Source organism: Rhodococcus sp. ABRD24 (genome assembly GCF_004328705.1).
Lineage (GTDB): Bacteria > Actinomycetota > Actinomycetes > Mycobacteriales > Mycobacteriaceae > Prescottella.
On the sequence record NZ_CP035319.1, the window covers coordinates 4243475 to 4261718 of the forward strand.

General features: G+C 67.1%; 17 protein-coding genes. 8 read left to right on the plus strand and 9 right to left on the minus strand.

Annotated elements, in window-relative coordinates:
* Nucleotides 1-30 precede the first annotated feature (30 nt).
* The 6 genes from ERC79_RS19020 (at nucleotide 31) to ERC79_RS19045 (ending at nucleotide 5116) form a co-directional block, all read left to right on the plus strand.
* Entirely contained in the window at nucleotides 31-993 is a 963-nt protein-coding gene (locus ERC79_RS19020; RefSeq protein ID WP_131579953.1) for a CoA ester lyase, read from the plus strand.
* A 119-nt stretch (nucleotides 994-1112) separates the two neighbouring features.
* Entirely contained in the window at nucleotides 1113-1601 is a 489-nt protein-coding gene (locus tag ERC79_RS19025; RefSeq protein ID WP_131579954.1) for a general stress protein, read from the plus strand.
* A 119-nt stretch (nucleotides 1602-1720) separates the two neighbouring features.
* Nucleotides 1721-2308 (plus strand): suppressor of fused domain protein, encoded by a 588-nt coding sequence (locus ERC79_RS19030; protein ID WP_131579955.1) that lies wholly within the window; start codon nucleotides 1721-1723, stop codon nucleotides 2306-2308.
* Between the two features lie 40 nt (nucleotides 2309-2348).
* Nucleotides 2349-3257: a PHP domain-containing protein gene (locus ERC79_RS19035; RefSeq protein ID WP_131579956.1), complete on the plus strand. Its 909-nt coding sequence runs from the start codon at nucleotides 2349-2351 to the stop codon at nucleotides 3255-3257.
* Nucleotides 3254-3571, plus strand: coding sequence for a hypothetical protein (locus ERC79_RS19040; RefSeq protein WP_131579957.1), 318 nt, complete (start codon nucleotides 3254-3256; stop codon nucleotides 3569-3571). Before ERC79_RS19035 ends, ERC79_RS19040 begins: the two co-directional genes overlap by 4 nt.
* Before the next feature lie 354 nt (nucleotides 3572-3925).
* On the plus strand, nucleotides 3926-5116 hold the full coding sequence (locus ERC79_RS19045; RefSeq protein WP_131579958.1) for an NADP-dependent malic enzyme: 1191 nt from the start codon (nucleotides 3926-3928) through the stop codon (nucleotides 5114-5116).
* A 39-nt stretch (nucleotides 5117-5155) separates the two neighbouring features.
* On the opposite strand, the gene ERC79_RS19050 is transcribed toward ERC79_RS19045, so the two are convergent.
* The 4 genes from ERC79_RS19050 to ERC79_RS19065 are packed head-to-tail and all read right to left on the minus strand — an operon-like array spanning nucleotide 5156 to nucleotide 8634.
* Nucleotides 5156-5848 (minus strand): ABC transporter permease, encoded by a 693-nt coding sequence (locus ERC79_RS19050; protein WP_131579959.1) that lies wholly within the window; start codon nucleotides 5846-5848, stop codon nucleotides 5156-5158.
* A complete protein-coding gene (locus ERC79_RS19055; protein ID WP_131579960.1) occupies nucleotides 5848-6558 on the minus strand; it encodes an ABC transporter permease subunit in 711 nt (236 codons plus the stop codon). The genes ERC79_RS19050 and ERC79_RS19055 overlap by 1 nt, the downstream gene beginning before the upstream one ends.
* Nucleotides 6559-6562: 4 nt before the next feature.
* Nucleotides 6563-7684, minus strand: coding sequence for an ATP-binding cassette domain-containing protein (locus ERC79_RS19060; protein ID WP_131579961.1), 1122 nt, complete (start codon nucleotides 7682-7684; stop codon nucleotides 6563-6565).
* Nucleotides 7681-8634 carry an ABC transporter substrate-binding protein gene (locus ERC79_RS19065; protein WP_131579962.1) on the minus strand — a complete coding sequence of 318 codons (954 nt, stop codon included), beginning with the start codon at nucleotides 8632-8634 and terminating at the stop codon, nucleotides 7681-7683. Before ERC79_RS19065 ends, ERC79_RS19060 begins: the two co-directional genes overlap by 4 nt.
* A gap of 137 nt (nucleotides 8635-8771) precedes the next feature.
* On the opposite strand from ERC79_RS19065, the gene ERC79_RS19070 reads away from it, so the two are divergent.
* Nucleotides 8772-9689 (plus strand): ABC transporter substrate-binding protein, encoded by a 918-nt coding sequence (locus ERC79_RS19070; RefSeq protein ID WP_131579963.1) that lies wholly within the window; start codon nucleotides 8772-8774, stop codon nucleotides 9687-9689.
* On the opposite strand, the gene ERC79_RS19075 is transcribed toward ERC79_RS19070, so the two are convergent.
* The 3 genes from ERC79_RS19075 to ERC79_RS19085 are packed head-to-tail and all read right to left on the minus strand — an operon-like array spanning nucleotide 9648 to nucleotide 13011.
* Nucleotides 9648-10583, minus strand: coding sequence for an alpha/beta hydrolase (locus tag ERC79_RS19075; RefSeq protein ID WP_131579964.1), 936 nt, complete (start codon nucleotides 10581-10583; stop codon nucleotides 9648-9650). The two genes, ERC79_RS19070 and ERC79_RS19075, sit on opposite strands and share 42 nt — an antisense overlap.
* A 17-nt stretch (nucleotides 10584-10600) precedes the next feature.
* Nucleotides 10601-11431, minus strand: a complete 831-nt coding sequence (locus ERC79_RS19080; protein ID WP_131579965.1) for an SDR family NAD(P)-dependent oxidoreductase — start codon at nucleotides 11429-11431, stop codon at nucleotides 10601-10603.
* Nucleotides 11428-13011 (minus strand): NAD(P)/FAD-dependent oxidoreductase, encoded by a 1584-nt coding sequence (locus tag ERC79_RS19085; RefSeq protein ID WP_131579966.1) that lies wholly within the window; start codon nucleotides 13009-13011, stop codon nucleotides 11428-11430. The genes ERC79_RS19080 and ERC79_RS19085 overlap by 4 nt, the downstream gene beginning before the upstream one ends.
* Nucleotides 13012-13083: 72 nt before the next feature.
* On the opposite strand from ERC79_RS19085, the gene ERC79_RS19090 reads away from it, so the two are divergent.
* Nucleotides 13084-13695 carry a TetR/AcrR family transcriptional regulator gene (locus ERC79_RS19090; RefSeq protein WP_131579967.1) on the plus strand — a complete coding sequence of 204 codons (612 nt, stop codon included), beginning with the start codon at nucleotides 13084-13086 and terminating at the stop codon, nucleotides 13693-13695.
* A 10-nt stretch (nucleotides 13696-13705) separates the two neighbouring features.
* On the opposite strand, the gene ERC79_RS19095 is transcribed toward ERC79_RS19090, so the two are convergent.
* Nucleotides 13706-14425 (minus strand): AAA family ATPase, encoded by a 720-nt coding sequence (locus ERC79_RS19095; RefSeq protein ID WP_131579968.1) that lies wholly within the window; start codon nucleotides 14423-14425, stop codon nucleotides 13706-13708.
* Between the two features lie 10 nt (nucleotides 14426-14435).
* Nucleotides 14436-18206, minus strand: a complete 3771-nt coding sequence (locus tag ERC79_RS19100; protein ID WP_131579969.1) for a multifunctional oxoglutarate decarboxylase/oxoglutarate dehydrogenase thiamine pyrophosphate-binding subunit/dihydrolipoyllysine-residue succinyltransferase subunit — start codon at nucleotides 18204-18206, stop codon at nucleotides 14436-14438.
* Between the last annotated feature and the right edge of the window lie 38 nt (nucleotides 18207-18244).

Genomic DNA, 18244 nt, shown 5'->3' on the forward strand with positions numbered 1-18244 from the left:
TAATCCACTGAACTCGGAGGGCCGCCGGTCATGACTTCTCGAATCAAGCCGCGCCGGTCAGTTCTCGCGGTGCCGGGTTCGAGCAGGAAGATGATCGACAAGGCGAAGGGGCTGCCGGCCGACGAGATCTTCCTCGATCTCGAGGACGCCGTCGCGCCGATCGCGAAGTCGGAGGCCCGGGATCGCATCGTCGAGGCCCTGAACGAGGACGGCTGGGGCGAGCAGATCAAGGTGGTGCGCGTCAACGACTGGAGCACCGAGTGGACGCACGCCGACGTCGTGACCGTCGTCGCTGGAGCGGGCGCGAACCTCGATGCGATCCTGCTACCCAAGGTGCCCGACGCGAGCCACGTCCAGGCTCTCGATCTGCTGCTGACGCAGATCGAGAAGGCCAACGGCCTCGAGGTGGGGCGCATCGGCATCGAGCCGCAGATCGAGAATGCGATCGGGTTGACGAACATCAACGCGATCGCGACCGCAAGTCCACGCGTGCAGACGCTGGTTTTCGGTCCGGCAGACTTCATGGCGAGCATCAACATGCGCACGCTCGTGGTCGGGGAGCAGCCCGAGGGCTATGACCGTGGCGATGCCTACCACCACATTCTGATGACGATCCTGATGGCCGCGCGGGCGCACGACCTTCAGGCGATCGACGGCCCCTACCTCCAGATCCGGGACGTCGATGCGTTCCGCCGGTCCGCGCAACGCACGGCTGCCCTGGGATTCGACGGCAAGTGGGTGCTGCACCCCACCCAGATCGACGCCGCCAACGAGGTCTTCAGTCCCCGCCAGGAGGACTTCGACCAGGCCGAAATGATCCTCGACGCCTACGAGTTCCACACCTCGGCCGCGGGCGGCGGACGCGGCGCGGTGATGCTCGGAGACGAGATGATCGACGAGGCGAGCCGCAAGATGGCCCTGGTGATCTCGGCGAAGGGTCGCGCTGCGGGGATGGTTCGGACCACCTCCTTCGACCCTCCCGGCGGGCGGTAGCGCGCCCACAGCTGGGGACGGGCACAATTGGTGGCAGAGACCTGATCCGAGCGGGACCTGATCCGAGCGGCACCTGATCCGAGCAAGGACCCGATCCGAGCAGGAGAGACGAGGACACGATGACGAATCCACTCGCGCAGCCGAATCGTTCCGGTCGTGGGCTGCCGACGCCTCCGACCGGCTGGCCGATCGGTTCCTACCCGACGTACGCCGAGGCCCAGAGGGCCGTGGACTACCTGTCGGACCAACAGTTCTCGGTCGAGGACGTGACGATCGTCGGCGTCGACCTGATGCAGGTCGAGCGGGTACTGGGCCGGCTCACCTGGGCGAAAGTGATTGGCGGGGGCATCGTTTCGGGTGCCTGGCTGGGTGTGTTCTTCGGTCTGCTGCTGGGCATCGCAACGGGCGGCTTCCTCGGCCCGCTCCTGGTAGGTGTCGTCGGCGGCATCGTCTTCGGCCTGCTCTCGACGACCATCCCGTACGCCGCAACCCGTGGCACACGTGACTTCTCGTCGACGATGCAGCTGGTAGCCGGGCGCTACGACGTGCTGTGCGACCCCAAGACTGCGGAGTCAGCCCGCGACATGCTGGCCAAGCTCGCGCTCTGAGCGTTCTCGTGCCGTGCCCGGTGCGGCAAAGTCCAGCTCGGTTCCCCTCTCGCCGATGGGGTCTGTGAGCTTGGGATGGGTGCAACCAGTCACGGCCGGGGCCGGTGTTAGATGGGTGGGTGACTGACAGCGTGGTTTCCTCGGTTCGTGCACATCTCGACGCACACATCGCGGGACCGGAGCCGACATCCGCGTCGGTGACCTTCCTGGGTGTCGAACCGGTCGATGTCCTGCGGTACCCGGGCGGCGACGGAGACCCGGTGCGTTATGTGACCCTCGGCTGCTCGCGGCATCCGATGGGCGATCCCGGCGACATGATTGCGGACCCCACCCGCGGGCCGCGGGCCGAGCTCGTGCTGACCCTGCGCGGCGGTGCCGGCGTCGCATCCGGTGTGCACCGGACCCTCGCCGTCCTCGCGGCGGCGCCGTCCGTCGAGGGGATCGTGCTCAACCCGGACTCGCTGATCGATCTCGGCGAGCCGTTGTGGAAAGACGTGCCGTTCACCGCAGTGCTGCTGGGTGAGAGCAGTATTCCGGATCTGGTGTTGCCGGAGCCCTTCGATCCGGTGCGGTTTCTCGCCGTCGTGCCGCTTACCGGGACGGAGGCGGCATGGGTCCGGCTGCGTGGGGCGGCTGCGCTGCGGGAGGCGTGGGCTGAAGCAGGTATCGACATCCAGGATCCCGCCCGCGGTGCCGCCAGTCTGTAGCGCCTCGGCGTCGTGACGCCGGACCTGACACACTGGACGAGTGCGAATCGATCTTCACGCCCACTCGACCGCATCCGACGGTACGGATTCTCCGGCTGAGCTAGTGCGGATCGCAGCCGAATCGGGCGTGGATGTGCTGGCGATCACCGATCACGACACCACATCAGGCTGGGACGAGGCCGCGGCGGCGCTGCCGGCCGGAGTGCAGCTGGTACGGGGAATGGAGATGTCGTGCGAGGGCCGGGGCGAGGATGGGCGGCCGGTACCGGTGCATCTGCTGGCATACCTGTTCGACCCCCGTGCGGAGGAGTTCGCCGTGGAGCGTGAGCGCCTGCGCGGCGAACGGACCGCGAGACTGCGGACGATGGCGACGTTGATGGCCGCGGACGGCTTGCCGATCGATCCGGACGAGTTGATGGCCGCTGCGGGCCCGGCCGTCGGGCGGCCGCATCTGGCGCAGGCGCTGGTGCGCGCTGGCGTCGTCGGCAGTGTCGGCGAGGCGTTCGGTGAGCTGCTGTCGCACCGCAGCCCGTATTACGTCGAGAAATCCGACACTCCACTCGGGCGCGCGGTGGAGATGGTGGCCGGTGCCGGTGGGGTGAGTGTGATCGCTCATGCGCGTGCCCGCACGCGCGGGCGGCTGCTGGCATTGGACCAGATCCGTGAGCTCGCCGGTGTCGGGCTGGGTGGGCTCGAGGTCGACCACCCGGACCATGATGCGGCGGACGCCGAGTTGCTGGGCGCATTGGCGTCCGAGCTCGGACTGATCGCCACGGGATCGTCGGACTACCACGGCGGCAACAAGACGATCGAGCTCGGCCGGTACACCACCGATCCCGAGTCGTTTGCGGAACTGGCCACCCGGGCGAGTGGCGTACCGGTCTTGGCGGGGCCGAGTGATCCGGCGTCGTCCGATCTCGGCTCGACGGTCGGGAGCGCCGGCCGGTGAGCTACGGCGGATTCGGGAGTGTCCGGCCGCGGCGCGATTCGTGGATGGTGCGTGCGTTGCGTGCGCTGTCGGGCGTCGTCGCCGGCGGCGTCGTGGTGCTCACACTGGTGGTGATCGGTGCCGCGTTCCTGGCGTCGGATCGTGGATTTCCCGGCCCCGGCCGAGAATCGATCGTCGTGCACGTGCTGGTGAGCATCGGTGTCGTGGCGTTGCAGGTGGTCGCCGACCGTCGGCGTGCGGGCGCGGCGGCACTGTCCTCGGTAGCGATTCTGGTGTTTACCGGGCTGTTGCTGTGGACGCAGTGGTGGTCCTGACACCACCCGTCTCATGCGGTCGCGCGAGGGTATCCATACAGGTAGACGGTGCATTTCGTGCACACGGGTCCGTGGTCCGGAATTTGATTCCTGGACTGCGATGGTGCAGAATTACTGCACTCCCGCGTGGGCGCTACAGCCCTTCGCAGGAGTTCACATGGTGGCAGAACTTGTGCCAGGGCAAACCCCGCCCGGCGCCATCACGCTCCGGCAGAAGTGCAGCGATCGCGCGCCCCGGTAGCTGCAACCGATCAATCCTGGATCTCGAAGTTGCTGCGTCAATTCACCTCGACGGCGCGGTTACTTCTCAGTAACCAGGACCCGAGTGAGTCTGTGCTCTAGAGGAGTGTCATCGTGTCCATCGTGTCTGAAGCTTCCGCAACGCCAAAGGTTGAAATCACCGACGAGGAGATCTTCGCGGGCCACATCGGTGGCAAGCTCTCAGTTGAGACCACCGCGCCCCTCGATACGCAGCGCGCACTGTCGATCGCCTACACCCCCGGTGTCGCGCAGGTCAGCCGTGCCATCCATGCCGACGAGACGCTGGCAGATCGTTACACCTGGACCAACCGCCTGGTCGTGGTCGTGAGCGACGGCTCCGCGGTCCTCGGCCTCGGCGACATCGGCCCGCGTGCGTCGCTGCCGGTGATGGAGGGTAAGTCGGCACTGTTCAAGAGCTTCGCCGGACTGAACTCCATCCCGCTGGTCCTGGATACGAAGGACCCCGACGAGATCGTCGAGACCCTGGTTCGGCTGCGTCCGAGCTTCGGCGCAGTGAACCTCGAGGATATCTCGGCGCCGCGCTGCTTCGAGATCGAGCGCCGCGTCATCGAGGCCCTCGACTGCCCCGTCATGCACGACGACCAGCACGGCACCGCGATCGTCGCGCTCGCCGCGCTGCGGGGCGCCGCGAAGGTCCAGAACCGCGAGATCACCGCGCTGCGCGTGGTGATCTCCGGCGCCGGTGCTGCCGGTGTCGCGTGCGCCAACATCCTGCTCGCTGCCGGGGTCGCCGACGTGACCGTCCTCGACTCGAAGGGCATCGTTTCCTCCGACCGCGAGGACCTCAATGAGATCAAGGCCGATCTCGCGGCCCGGACCAACCCGGCCCGGCGCAGCGGTGGCCTGGTCGAGGCGCTGGACGGCGCGGACGTCTTCCTCGGCGTCTCCGCGGGCACGGTGCCCGAGGAGATCATCGCGACCATGGCGTCCGATTCGATCATCTTCGCGATGTCGAACCCGGATCCGGAGATCCACCCCGACATCGCGAGCAAGTACGCAGCCATCGTCGCGACGGGTCGTAGCGACTTCCCGAACCAGATCAACAACGTGCTCGCGTTCCCGGGCGTCTTCAAGGGTGCGCTCGACGCCGGCGCGCGCCGGATCACCGAGGGTATGAAGCTGGCCGCGGCCGACGCGATCGTGTCGGTGCTCGGTGACGAGCTCGCGGTCGACAAGATCGTGCCCAGCCCGCTGGACCCGCGGGTGGCCCCCGCGGTGGCCGCCGCCGTCGCACAGGCCGCCAAGGACGAGGGTGTGGCCTAGGCCCCTCCCGCGAATCAGGCATCGACGTCCGGCTGTCCCTCAGGGCAGCCGGACGTCGCGCTTTCCGGGTAGCCGTCGCAGGCGGCCCGTGCCCGGGGTCGACGCCCACACTGCCGCCGCGAGGACGGCATCGACGAGGAGGGCCAGGGCTGCGACGAGAATCGCGCCCACCAGTACCCGGTCGTACCGGTTCAGCGCGAGGCCGTCGAAGATGTACCGTCCCAGCCCGCCGAGGTTGACGAACGCGGCGACGGTGGCCGTCGCGATTACCTGCAGGGTGGCGCTGCGCAGCCCGCCGAGTACGAGTGGCAGGGCGTTGGGGATCTCGACCCGCAGCAGTACCTGCGGCTGCGTCATCCCCATCGCGGTGGCCGCGTCGACCACATCGCGGTCGACGTTCGCGATTCCGGCGTACGTGCCCGCGAGCAGTGGCGGAATCCCCAGCAGTACCAGCGCCAGGATCGGCGGCACGAGTCCCAGGCCGAGCAGCAGCACCAGCAGCGTGAGCACGCCGAGGGTCGGCAGCGACCGCAGTGCGTTGACGAGGCCGACGAGTGCGACCTCTCCGCGACGGAAGTGCCCGATCGCCAGTCCGAGCGGCACAGCGATCACCGCGGCGCACACCACCGCCAGCAGGCTGTACCAGAGGTGCTGGAGGATTCGGGTGCCGATGCCGGTCGGGCCCTGCCAGTTGGCGGGGTCGGCGATGTACTCCCAGGCGCTGGTGAACATCAGGCCGGACCCTCGGCGAGTTCGACGGCTGCCGCGGCTCGCCGGCGTCGCACTGCGCGCGGTCGCGTCGTTGTGCGGGTCGTCCTCGTCCAAGGCGTCAGCAGTCGCCCGCACAGATAGAGCGCGAGGTCGAAGGCCAGTGCGAGGGCGACGATTGCGATGATTCCCGCGACGATCTGGTCCGGGTAGTCACGCTGGTAGCCCTCCGTGAACAGCTCACCGAGGCCGCCGATTCCGATGAGCGATCCGACCGACACCATCGAGATGTTGGTGACCGCGACCACGCGGACGCTCGCGACCAGAACCGGCAGTGCCAGCGGCAGTTCCACGGTCAGGGCCCGGCGAAGCGGTGCGAAACCCATTGCGGTGGAGGCATCGAGGACGTCGGCGGGCACCGCGTCGAGCGCCTCCGGTACCGCGCGGATCAGCAGCGCCGTCGAGTAGATCGTCAGGGCGATGACGACATTGTTCGGGTCCAGGATGCCGAGACCTACGACGCTGGGGATCGTCACGAACAGTGCCAGCGACGGGATCGTGAAGGCGATGCTCGCGGCCACCAGCGTGGTCCGGCGCAGCCAGCGGACGCGTCGGACGGCGGTGCCGACCGGGATGGCGATGAGCAGGCCGAGCAGCAGCGGCAGCAGCGCGAGATACAGGTGCTCGCGTGTCAGGTCCAGGACCCGGGGGAAGTTCTCGACGAGCCAGTGCATTCTGTCACCGGCCGTTCCGGGCGCGGTCCGCGGCGCGGCGCTGCTCGTCGAGGCGAGCCAGGACGTCGGTGGCGGTAATGCCGCCCACCACGGTGCCGCGGGTGTCCACTGCGACCCCGATGCCCGACGGCGACGAGATCGCGGCGTCGAGGGCCCGCCTCAGGTCTGCGCCGATGGTGAACAGCGAACCGCCCGCCGTAGTCGCGTCCTCGATCGGACGTCCGGCGCGGAACGCCGCCACGCCCGTCGCGTCGATCCACCCACGTGGCCGCCCGTCGTCGGTCACCACGAGAGTCCACTGGTCGGCCGCCGGCTCGAGGTCGGTCAGCTGCCGCTCGGTGGCCGAGGCGATCGCCCGCAACTCGAGTGCGTCCGCGCTGCGGAACGACAGCCCGCGGTAGCCTCGGTCGTGTCCGACGAACTCGGCCACGAAATCCGTTGTGGGGGAGGCCAGCACGTTCTGTGGGGTGTCGTACTGCTGCAGCCGCCCGTGTGGGCCGAACACCGCGACCCGATCGCCGAGTGTGACGGCCTCGTCGATATCGTGGGTGACGAAGACGATGGTCTTGCGTAGTTCGGCCTGCAGTCGCTGCATCTCCGCCTGCAGGTCCGAGCGCACCACCGGATCGACCGCGCTGAAGGGTTCGTCCATCAGCAGGATCGGCGGATCGGCCGCGAGTGCGCGGGCGACGCCGACCCGTTGCTGCTGGCCCCCGGACAGCTGAGCCGGATAGCGCACGGCGAGCGCCGGATCCAGCCCCACCCGCTCGAGAACCGTGAACGCGGCGCGCCGAGCGGACCGGCGGGTCTGGCCGCACAGCACCGGGACGGTCGAGACGTTGTCGATGACCGTGCGGTGCGGCAGCAGCCCGGCACTCTGGATGACGTAGCCGATACCGCGCCGCAGTTCGACGGCGTTGACCGTGGCCACGTCACGACCGTCGACTGTCACGGTGCCGCCGGTGGGCGTCACCATCCGGTTGATCATCCGCATCGACGTCGTCTTCCCACAGCCTGACGGACCGACGAATACGGTGAACGACCCGGCCTCGATCTCGAGGTCGAGACCGTCGACGGCCACCGTGCCGTCCAGGAACTCCTTGGTGGCGCCCGAGAACGAGATCACGAGATCGGTGTGTCCAGTCCCTGACGCGTCACCCACTGCTTCGCTGCCGTGGCCGGTTCGGTTTTACTGTCGCCCGAGACCGCTTCGTTGAGCGCGACCAGTTCCTCGGTGGTGAGCTTCGCGGACACGGCATCGAGGACACGCGCCAGACGGTCGGAGTTCGCGCTCGCGCGCAGCACTGGCACCACGTTCTGCGCCGGGAAGGTCGCCGCCGGATCGGCGAGAACTACCAGGTCGTTTGCTTCGATGGCGGGCGAGGTGGTGAAGATGTTGGCCGCGACCACCTGCCCGGACGTCAGCGCCTGCACCGTCGCCGGTCCGCCGCCGTCGCCGATCGGTACGAACTTCGACGGCGAGATGTCGAGGCCGTAGTTGGCCCGCAGGCCGGGCAGCCCCACCGACCGCTCCTGGAATTCGGCCGGCGCTGCGAACGTGACCTCAGCGGAGTGCGGGGCCAGGTCTGCGATCGAGGTCAGGTTCCAGCGCTCGGCCGTCGCGCGGGTGACGACCACCGCGTCCTTGTTCTCGCCGGGTGCCGGGGTGGTGATCATCAGGTCCGGGGCCAGCGCGGCGGGCAGTGCTGCGTCGATCTGTTCGGCAGTGGTTGCTGTCGAATCCGGGTTCAGGTACTCGAGCAGGTTGCCGGTGTATTCGGGGATGACAGTGAGCGAACCGTCGCGGAGGGCGGGCATGTAGGCCTCGCGGCTGCCGATGCTCATCTTGGTGCCGACATCGAAACCGTTGGCCCGCAACGCCTCGGCGTAGATGTAGCCGACCGTTTGTGATTCGGGGAAGTTGGCGGAGCCGACGACGATGGCGCTCGGGTCGCCTTCGGACGTGGTGCCGGCCTCGAGCGGATCGCTTCCGCCGCACGCGGCTACGGTGGTCAGCGTGAGTGCCAGTGCGGCCACCGCAAGGCCGCGACGTGTGCGGATCCGGGAACTCTTCATTGTCGTCCTTCCATCGGATCGTGCAAGACCGCTCGTGATGGTGCGCGCCGCCAGTGTAACGATAGGGACGGAACACGCGCAGGTTTGAACACGCTGGCCAGGTCTGTGCGTACGGATGTCGAGTGGAGAGGGACGCGGTGGCACAGAAGGGGAATGGGCAACCGGCCCGGTTCGCGGTGGGTTTGGCGGCACTCGCGCTGCTGGGCGCGGTCACCGCATGCGGCGTCGACACCGGCAGCACCGTCGCGGGCCCGCCGGAGCCCGGGACCGTCGTCGTCGGCTCCGGAGACTCGATCGAGAGCGAAGTGGTGGCACGCATCTATGCCGGTGCGCTGGCCGCGGCAGGGACCCGCACCGAGCTGCGGACCGGGATCGGGAACCGCGGCGCGTACCTTGCCGCACTCGACGCCGACACTGTCTCGCTGGTGCCGGATCGTACGGGCCGGCTCCTGCAGCACTTCGATCCGGACTCTGCGGCCACCGAGGAAGAAGAGGTGTACGAGGCACTGAACAAGTCTCTGCCGGAGGGGCTTTCGGTCTCGGACTACGCTCTCGCGGACGATCGCTCGACGCTGGTTCTGGCTGCCGGCCAGGCCGGCCGTCTCTCCGCTCGCTCGCTCGAAGATCTGGCCCCGCGGTGCGGGGAGTTGACGCTGCGCGCATCAGAGACCTTCAGTCAGGACGTGAACGGCCTCTCGCGGCTGCAGTCCGTGTACGGGTGCACGTTCGGGCAGGTGCTCCCGGGCGGCCCGGATGCGCAGGTTTCTGCGGATGTCCTCGCAGGGTCCGCGCTGGTCGGCGGCATCACGGCGGGATCTCCCGAGATCCGGCCCGACGACCTGACGGTGCTGGCCGACGACGAGTCGGCGTTCATGGCGCAGAACGTGGTACCGCTGTTCCGGACCGGGACGTTGGGGGACGCTCAGGTCAAGGCCCTCAATGTGGTGGCCGGAGAACTCACCACCGCGGACCTGGCGGAACTGGTGGGCCGTATCCGTGACGGGAAGGTATCATCAGCCGATGCTGCGGGGGAGTGGCTCTCCGACCACATCTGATGGAAATGCCGCGCGCAGGAACGATCCGAGATCAGCCACCGCTTCGGCGGCCTCGCGCAGCAGTGACGCTTGCAGGTGCCCGACATGCCACAGACGGGGGAACTCGACGTAGTGCACCCGATTCTCAGCGGCTCGCAGCCTGCCGACCAGGTCGACGATCTGCGGATAGAGCACCTCACGGATACCCACATGGACCGCGATGGGCGGCAGCCCGGTCGGATCCGCATGCAGCGGTGCGTATCTCGGGTCGCGGGGGTCGCTGTCACCGAGGTACGCGGCAGCGGACGCGTATGCCCATGCCGTGTTCACGACGACATCGCGATCGAACGGTGCGTCCCGTGATCCAGGGTCCACCCATGGTGAGATCAGCGCGAGGGCCGCTGGACGCAGGCCGAGTACATCGATCACGCGTCGTCCCGTAGCGAGGGCAAGACCCCCGCCTGCCGAGTCGCCGGCGACAGCGATCCGGTCCGGCGCGAATCCGTGTACCGCCGTCAGTTCACGGAAGGCAGCGACGGCGTCGTCGAGACCGGCCGGGAACGGGTGCTCCGGGGCCAGCCGGTAGTCGAGAAGGTAGACCGCGCACGCAGACTCGCGGGCCAGGTGCGCCGCGAGGGAGCGGTGTGTGGCCAGCGATCCGATCGTGAACGCGCCACCGTGCAGGTACAGCACGGCGTTGCGACGTTCGGTGGCGCCGACGGTGATCCGCTCCGCGGGCCGGTCGGCGAGTGCGAGCTTCTGAGCGACCGTCCCGTCGGGCACTGCCTGGATCGGTGCGGCGATGTCCAACAGTGCCCGCTGCGCCGTGAACGGCAGCCTCGCGTTGAGTGCGAGCCGGTAGAACGGCTTCAGGCTCGCCTCGAGGATCGGGAGCGGAAGTTGAATCGAACGCACGGAGTTGCCCTTTCCGGCTATTGAGACTTCGGCAGCATGCGAGAGGTGACCATCGCGACCACCCGCTGGTAGCCCGGGCCGATGATACGAACCCACGCATCGAGGAGCTTGGCGTCTGCTCCGATGAGCACGCGGCCCTTGCCCTTTCGTACCCCGTTGACAATCGATTCCGCCGCGTCCTCGGGCGTTGTGCGGGCGAGGTGCTGGTCGAAGAACTCCGCGAACGTCGCCTGGTCGTCGCCGTCAGGCATCGTGGCATTGCGGGCGATTGCGGTCTTGATTCCACCGGGATGCACGCACGTGACCTTGACGGGGTGCTTCGCGATGAGCATTTCCTGGCGCAGCGATTCGGTGAAGCCGCGGACCGCGAACTTTGCTGCGTTGTAGGCGCTCTGACCGGGAAACGACAGCAGTCCGAACAGGCTCGAGATGTTGACGATGTGGCCGTCGCCGGACGCGATCACGTGCGGCAGGAAGGCCTTTGTGCCGTTGACGACGCCCCAGAAGTCGACGTCCATGATGCGCTCGATGTCCTTGAACTCCGAGCGCTCGACCTCGCCGTGAAAGGCGATACCGGCGTTGTTGTAGATTTGGTTGACCTTGCCGAAATGTGCTGCAACGGCATCCGCATACGCCAGCACTGCCTCGCGTTGGGTGACGTCGAGATGGTCGGACTTGACTTCAGCACCGAGGGCCTCGACCTGACGCACCGTCGCCGCCAGCCCCGCCGAATCCATGTCCGACAGCGCCAGTTTCGCGCCCCGTCGCGCGAGTGCCAGCGCGAGTGCGCGGCCGATGCCGGAGCCTGCGCCGGTGATGACGCATACTTTGCCCGAAAACTCGCTCATTGTGCTGCCACCTTGTCGTCGTCGAAATCGGTAAGTTCGGTGTCGTGGCCGGACATGTGTGCGGGCACGTGCAGGTCCCCGGTGGCCACGCTGCGGTACGCGCCCAGGTCGAACTGCTTGGTGATGCGGCGGAACTCGAACGTGAAGCCCGGCCACAGCGTGGTGTTGTTTCCGTGCTTGTCGAGATACCAGCTGGCGCAACCGCCGTTGTTCCACACGCTCTTGGACAGCTTTTCCTGCAACCCCCGGTTGTACCGGTCCTGCGCCTCCTTGCGGACCTCGATAGTGCCGATGTCGTAACGCTCGATCGCGTCGATCGCGTCGACGACATAGTTGAGCTGCGACTCGATCATGAACACCATCGACGTGTGTCCCAGGCCGGTATTGGGGCCGACGAGGAAGAACATGTTCGGGAAGTTGGCGATCGCGGAGCCCTTGTAGCCCTGCTGGCCGCCGTCGTCGAACGTCTCGGCCAGCGAACGCCCGTCCTTGCCGAAGATGCCGGCAAACGAGGGGGAGTCGGTGACGTGGAACCCGGTGGCAACCACGATCGCGTCGACCTTGCGCTCGATCCCGCTCTTGTCGACGATCGAATCGGCGAGCACCTCGGCGATTCCGTCAGTGACCAGATCGACATTGGGCTGGGTGAGTGCCGGGTAGTAGTTGTTCGAGATCAGCATGCGCTTGCAGCCGATCTGGAAGTTGGGGGTGACCCTGCGCCGCAGATCCCGGTCCTTGATCTGACGTCGCAGGTGCCGCGCGGCCGCAAACTGGAGCGGCTTCATGAAGATCGGGGCCTTCGCGAGGCCGACGACCTGGGTCTCGCGCATCCAATAGATCCCGGTGCGGCACAACTTCTGGAATCCGGGCAGATACTTGAAGGCGAGACGCTCGGCCTTGGTGTACTCACGGTCTGCGCGCGGCAGGATCCACGGCGCGGTGCGCTGGTATACGTCGAGGCGCGAGACCTTCTTCGCGAGCTGCGGAACGATCTGGATGGCGGAGGCTCCGGTGCCGATCACCGCGACCCGCTTGCCGGTGAGGTCGGTGTCGTGGTTCCACTGTGCGGAGTGGAAGATCTCGCCTTCGAACTGCTCGATGCCCTTGATATCGGGCAGGGACGGCTCGCACAGTGCGCCGACTGCGGAGATGACGATCTTGGCCTCGAAGTCCCCCTTCGTGGTGTGGACGTCCCAGCGGGCGGTGTCGTCGTTCCAGTGCGCGGCGAGTACGTCGCATCCGAACACGTGCTTGTCGAGCACGTTGTACCTGCGGGCGACCGACGAGATGTAGCGCTGAATCTCGGACTGGGGAGAGAAGGAGCGGGTCCACTCCGGATTGAGCGCGAACGAGTACGAGTACAGGTGCGAGGGAACGTCGCAGGCCGCCCCCGGATACGTGTTGTCGCGCCACGTGCCGCCGACCTCGGTGCCCCGTTCGAGCACGAGGAAGTCGTGCTTGCCTGCCTGCGCCAGCTTGATAGCCGCGCCGAGGCCGGCAAAGCCACTGCCGATGATCAGTGTGTCGACCTGGTGCGAAGATACCGCCGGGGCCGAGGTATCTGTGACTGGGAGACTCATGTAGGTGAGCGTATGGGAGTTGTTGATTGTGAGTCAATAGTCTACTGAACACTATTCAGTAAGGTGGGTTCCATGGAAGGCGCCAAACGGACGCGGCTCAGCCCTCAGGAGCGGCGCGCACAGCTCATCGACCTGGGGGTGCGCATGCTTGCCGGACGGCCGCTCGAACAGATCTCGGTCGAGGACATTGCCGACCAGGCCGGGGTGTCCCGCGGTCTGCTGTTCCACTATTTCGCGTCGAAACACGACTTCCACGTCGAGATCGTCCGCCACACCAGCGCCGAGATGCTGGCCCGGACGGCCCCCGATCCGAACCTCGAGCCGATCGAGATCCTGCGGGACGTCATGGCGTCGTACGTGGATTACGTCTCGGAGAACCGCGACACCTACGTCTCGCTGCTGCGCGGGACCGCCAGCGGCGATCCTGAGATGCGCGAGGTCTTCGAGCAGACGCGCGCAGCGATGGCGAGCCGGGTGATCGAACAGCTGCCGACTCTCGGAATCGCACCGAACCCGCGGATCGAGCTCTCCGTTCGGGGTTGGATCGCATTCGTCGAGGAAGCGACCATCAGTTGGTTGCGTGATCCGCGCATCGCGCGGGACGAGCTGATCGAGCTGTTGGTGTCGGCCCTGCCCGCCGTCGCGTTGAGCACGGACATGGCGGCGGCACTGCTCGGGGGGTAGCCGCGGCTCTTCAGAGGTGGCGCAGGAAGCGTTCCGGCTCAGCCAGGAACGAGCGCCAGTCGCGCACGAGGGCCAATTCCTCCCACGCGGGGTACTCGATCCCGTCCTCGGTGAGTTCCCAGATGTCCGCTCCCTGGCAGGCCGCCAGCAGCGGGGAGTGCGTCGCGAGAATCACCTGGGATCCCTCTGCTGCCAGATCTGTGATCACGCCCAGCAGGGCCAGACACGACTGGAACGACAGTGCCGCCTCGGGCTCGTCGAGGATCCACAGCCCTATCCCGATGGGGCGGTCGGCGACGTATCGGAGGAACGACTGTCCGTGCGAAAGCTCGTTGAGCGCCTGATCGGATGGGCGCACCCGCGTGGCGTCGGCGCCGTCGAAGAGAGCGTGCATAGATTCGGCCCGCAGGAAGCAACCGCCGTACGGCTTGGGTTCGGCACCGATACACCTCAGATGGCGCCCCAGATCGCTGTCCTCGGCGCTGTGACCGGCGGACCACAGCCGATCCTGCGCTCCCGTGAACCCATCCTGCCAGGCTGCGGCGACGGCCTCCACCAGTGTCGATTTGCCGACGCCGTTCTCGCCGACGATCACCGTCACTGGGCTGCGGAAGTGGATCCCGCGCTCGCGTACCCGCGCGATCGCCGGCAGCCCGAAATACCAAGACGCCGGGTCGAACCCGCTCCGAGGAGCGAGTTCGACCCGGCGTAGTGGCAGATCATGTGTCATGAAGCAGGGCTCACACCGCGGGCTTGAAGGCCTCGTCGATGATCTCCTGCTGCTCCACCGCGTGGACCTTGCTCGAACCCGAGGACGGCGCGGACATCGCACGACGCGACACGCGCTTGATCCCGGACAGCTTCTCCGGCAACAGCTCCGGCAGGGCCAGACCCAGGAACGGCCACGCGCCCTGGTTCGCCGGCTCCTCCTGCACCCAGTTGAACTCGGTGACATTCGGGTAGCGGTCGAGGGTCTCGGCGATGCGACGGCGCGGCACCGGGTACAGCTGCTCGATCCGGACGATCGCAATGTCGTCGCGGTTGTCCTTGTGCTTCTTTGCGAGCAGCTCCCAGTACAGCTTGCCCGAGGTCAGCAGCACGCGCTTGACCTTGGCGCGGTCGGCGCTGTCGGTCTCGTATGCGGGCTCCTCGAACACCGACCGGAACTTGCCCGTGGTGAAGTCCTCGAGGGTGCTGACGGCAGCCTTGTTGCGCAGCATGGACTTCGGCGTGAACACCACCAGCGGGCGGCGGATGCCGTCGAGGTGATGGCGACGCAGCAGGTGGAAGTAGCTGGCCGGCGTGGACGGTACCGCGACGGTCATCGAGCCCTCGGCGCACAGCTGCAGGAACCGCTCGATCCGGCCGGAGGTGTGGTCCGGGCCCTGGCCCTCATGGCCGTGCGGCAGCAGCAGCACGACATCGGAGAGCTGGCCCCACTTGGCCTCGCCGGACGAGATGAACTCGTCGATGATGGTCTGCGCGCCGTTGACGAAGTCACCGAACTGCGCCTCCCACAGCACGAGCGCGTCGGGGTTGCCCACCGAGTAGCCGTACTCGAAGCCCACGCCCGCGTACTCGGTGAGCGCCGAGTCGTAGACCATGAACTTGCCGCCGTTGTCGGCGTTCGCAGCGATCTCGGCGATCGGGTTGTACTCGTCGCCGGTCTTTCGGTCGATGAGCACCGAGTGGCGCTGCGTGAACGTGCCACGACGCGAGTCCTGACCGGTGAGGCGCACCAGCGCGCCCTGCTCGACCAGCGAACCGAACGCCAGCAACTCTGCGAATGCCCAGTCGATGTTGCCCTCGCGGGACATCTCGCGGCGCTTCTCGATGACCGGCTTGACGCGCGGGTGCACCGTGAAGCCCTCGGGGACGTTGACGAACGCGTCGCCGATCCGCTCGAGCACCGACTTGTCGACGGCGGTGGTCAGGCGCGCCGGCGGCGTCTGGTCCAGCTCCACCGACTCCGACGGTTCGGGCTTGAACTTCTCGAGCTCGCGCACCTCGTTGAACACCCGCTCGAGCTGACCCTGGTAGTCGCGCAGGGCGTCTTCGGCTTCCTTGAGCGAGATGTCGCCGCGCCCGATCAGGGACTCGGTGTAGCTCTTGCGGACGCTGCGCTTGGTGTCGATGAGGTCGTACATCGCCGGCTGCGTCATCGACGGGTCGTCGCCCTCGTTGTGACCGCGACGGCGGTAGCAGATCATGTCGATCACGACGTCCTTGCCGAACTTCTCGCGGAAGTCGACGGCGAGCTGCGCCACCCAGACACAGGCCTCGGGGTCGTCGCCGTTGACGTGGAAGACCGGCGCGCCGATCATCTTCGCGACATCGGTGCAGTACTCGGACGAGCGCGAGTGCTCGGGGGCGGTGGTGAAGCCGACCTGGTTGTTGACCACGATGTGCACGGTTCCGCCGGTGCGGTAGCCGCGCAGCAGCGCGAGGTTCAGGGTCTCGGCCACGACACCCTGGCCCGCGAAGGCCGCGTCGCCGTGGAGCATCAGTGGCAGCACGGTGAAGCCGTCCTGGCCCTTGTCGAGGAGGTCCTGCTTGGCGCGGACCAGGCCTTCGAGGACCGGGTCCACGGCTTCGAGGTGCGACGGGTTTGCGGTGAGCGAAACCTTGATGTCGTTCTCGCCGAACATCTGGATGTAGGTGCCCTCGGCGCCCAGGTGGTATTTCACGTCGCCGGAGCCGTGCGCGGCCGCCGGGTTCATGTTGCCCTCGAACTCGGTGAAGATCTTCGAGTACGGCTTGCCGACGATGTTCGCGAGCACGTTGAGGCGACCGCGGTGCGGCATGCCGATGACGACCTCGTCGAGGCCGTGCTCGGCACTCTGGTCGATCACGGCGTCCATCATCGGGATGACGGACTCGGCGCCCTCGAGCGAGAAGCGCTTCTGGCCGACGTACTTGGTCTGCAGGAACGTCTCGAACGCCTCGGCCGCGTTGAGCTTGCTCAGGATGTACTTCTGCTGCGCGACCGTCGGCTTGACGTGCTTGGCCTCGACGCGCTCCTGCAGCCATGCCTGCTGCTCCGGCTCGAGGATGTGCGTGTACTCGACACCGATGTGGCGGGCATACGCGTCGCGCAGGATCGACAGCACATCGCGCAGCTTCATCCGCGACTGGCCGTGGAAGCCGCCGACGTTGAACTCGCGATCGAGATCCCACAGCGTCAGACCGTGGCTGGTGACGTCCAGATCCGGGTGGCTGCGGAACTTGTCCTTGACGAACTGCAACGGGTCCGTGTCGGCCATCAGGTGGCCGCGGTTGCGGTACGCCGCGATCATCTCGAGCACGCGGGTGCTCTTGTCGACGGCGCCCTCCGGCACATCCTTGCGCCAGCGGACCGGCTCGTAGGGGATGTGCAGCGAGTGGAAGATCTCGTCGTAGAACTCGTCGCTGATCAGCAGGTTGTGGATGGTCCGGAGGAAGTCGCCGGACTCGGCGCCCTGGATGATCCGGTGATCGTAGGTGGAGGTCAGCGTCATCAGTTTGCCGACGCCCATCTCCGCGATGCGCTCGTCGCTCGCACCCTGGAACTCGGCCGGGTACTCCATCGCACCGGCACCGATGATGGCGCCCTGGCCCTGCATCAGGCGCGGCACGGAGTGGACGGTGCCGATGCCGCCGGGATTGGTCAGCGAGATCGTGACACCGGAGAAGTCCTCGGCCGTGAGCTTGCCGTCCCGCGCGCGGCGGACGATATCCTCGTAGGCGCCGTAGAACTGTACGAAGTTCATCGATTCGGTGCCCTTGATGGCGGCGACGACCAGCGAGCGGCTGCCGTTCTTGCCGGGCAGATCGATGGCCAGACCGAGGTTGGTCTGTGCCGGGGTGACGACGTGGGGCTTGCCGTCGATCTCGGCGAAGTGCCGGTTCATGTTCGGGAACGCGTTGACCGCCTGCACGATCGCGTAACCCAGGATGTGGGTGAACGAGATTTTTCCGCCACGGGTACGGGCGAGGTGGTTGTTGATGACGATCCGGTTGTCGAACATCAGCTTCGCAGGGATGGCGCGAACACTGGTGGCGGTCGGAATACTCAACGACGCGGACATATTGCGGGCAACCGTCGCGGCCGCGCCGCGCAGCACCTGGTTGGCGTTCGCAACCGGGGCGTCCGAGGCGGTGGACTTGGCGGGTTCCGGCTTGGGGGCCGCGACCTTCGGGGTTGCAGTCTGAGGGGTTGCGGCCTTCGGAGTCGCGGGGGGCACTGCGGCGGCTGGAGCAGGCGGCGCAACCTTCGGTGCCGGAGCAGCGGCGGCCGCAGCCGGAGCAGCTGGGGCGCGGGCTGCGGAGCCGTTCGAAGTCTTGGGCGCTGTATCACCGGCGCCCTCGAGCGCCTGTCCGTTCCCGCCCGCATTCGCCGCATCAGGCGAGTAATCCGTCAGAAACTCGTGCCAACTCGCGTCCACGGATGATGGGTCATCCTGGAAGCGTTGGTACATCTCGTCAACCAACCACTGGTTCTGTCCGAACTGGGAAGTAGAGCTGCTGCTCACGGCAGGTGTTCGCCTCGTTTCTATATCCGGTACCCGAT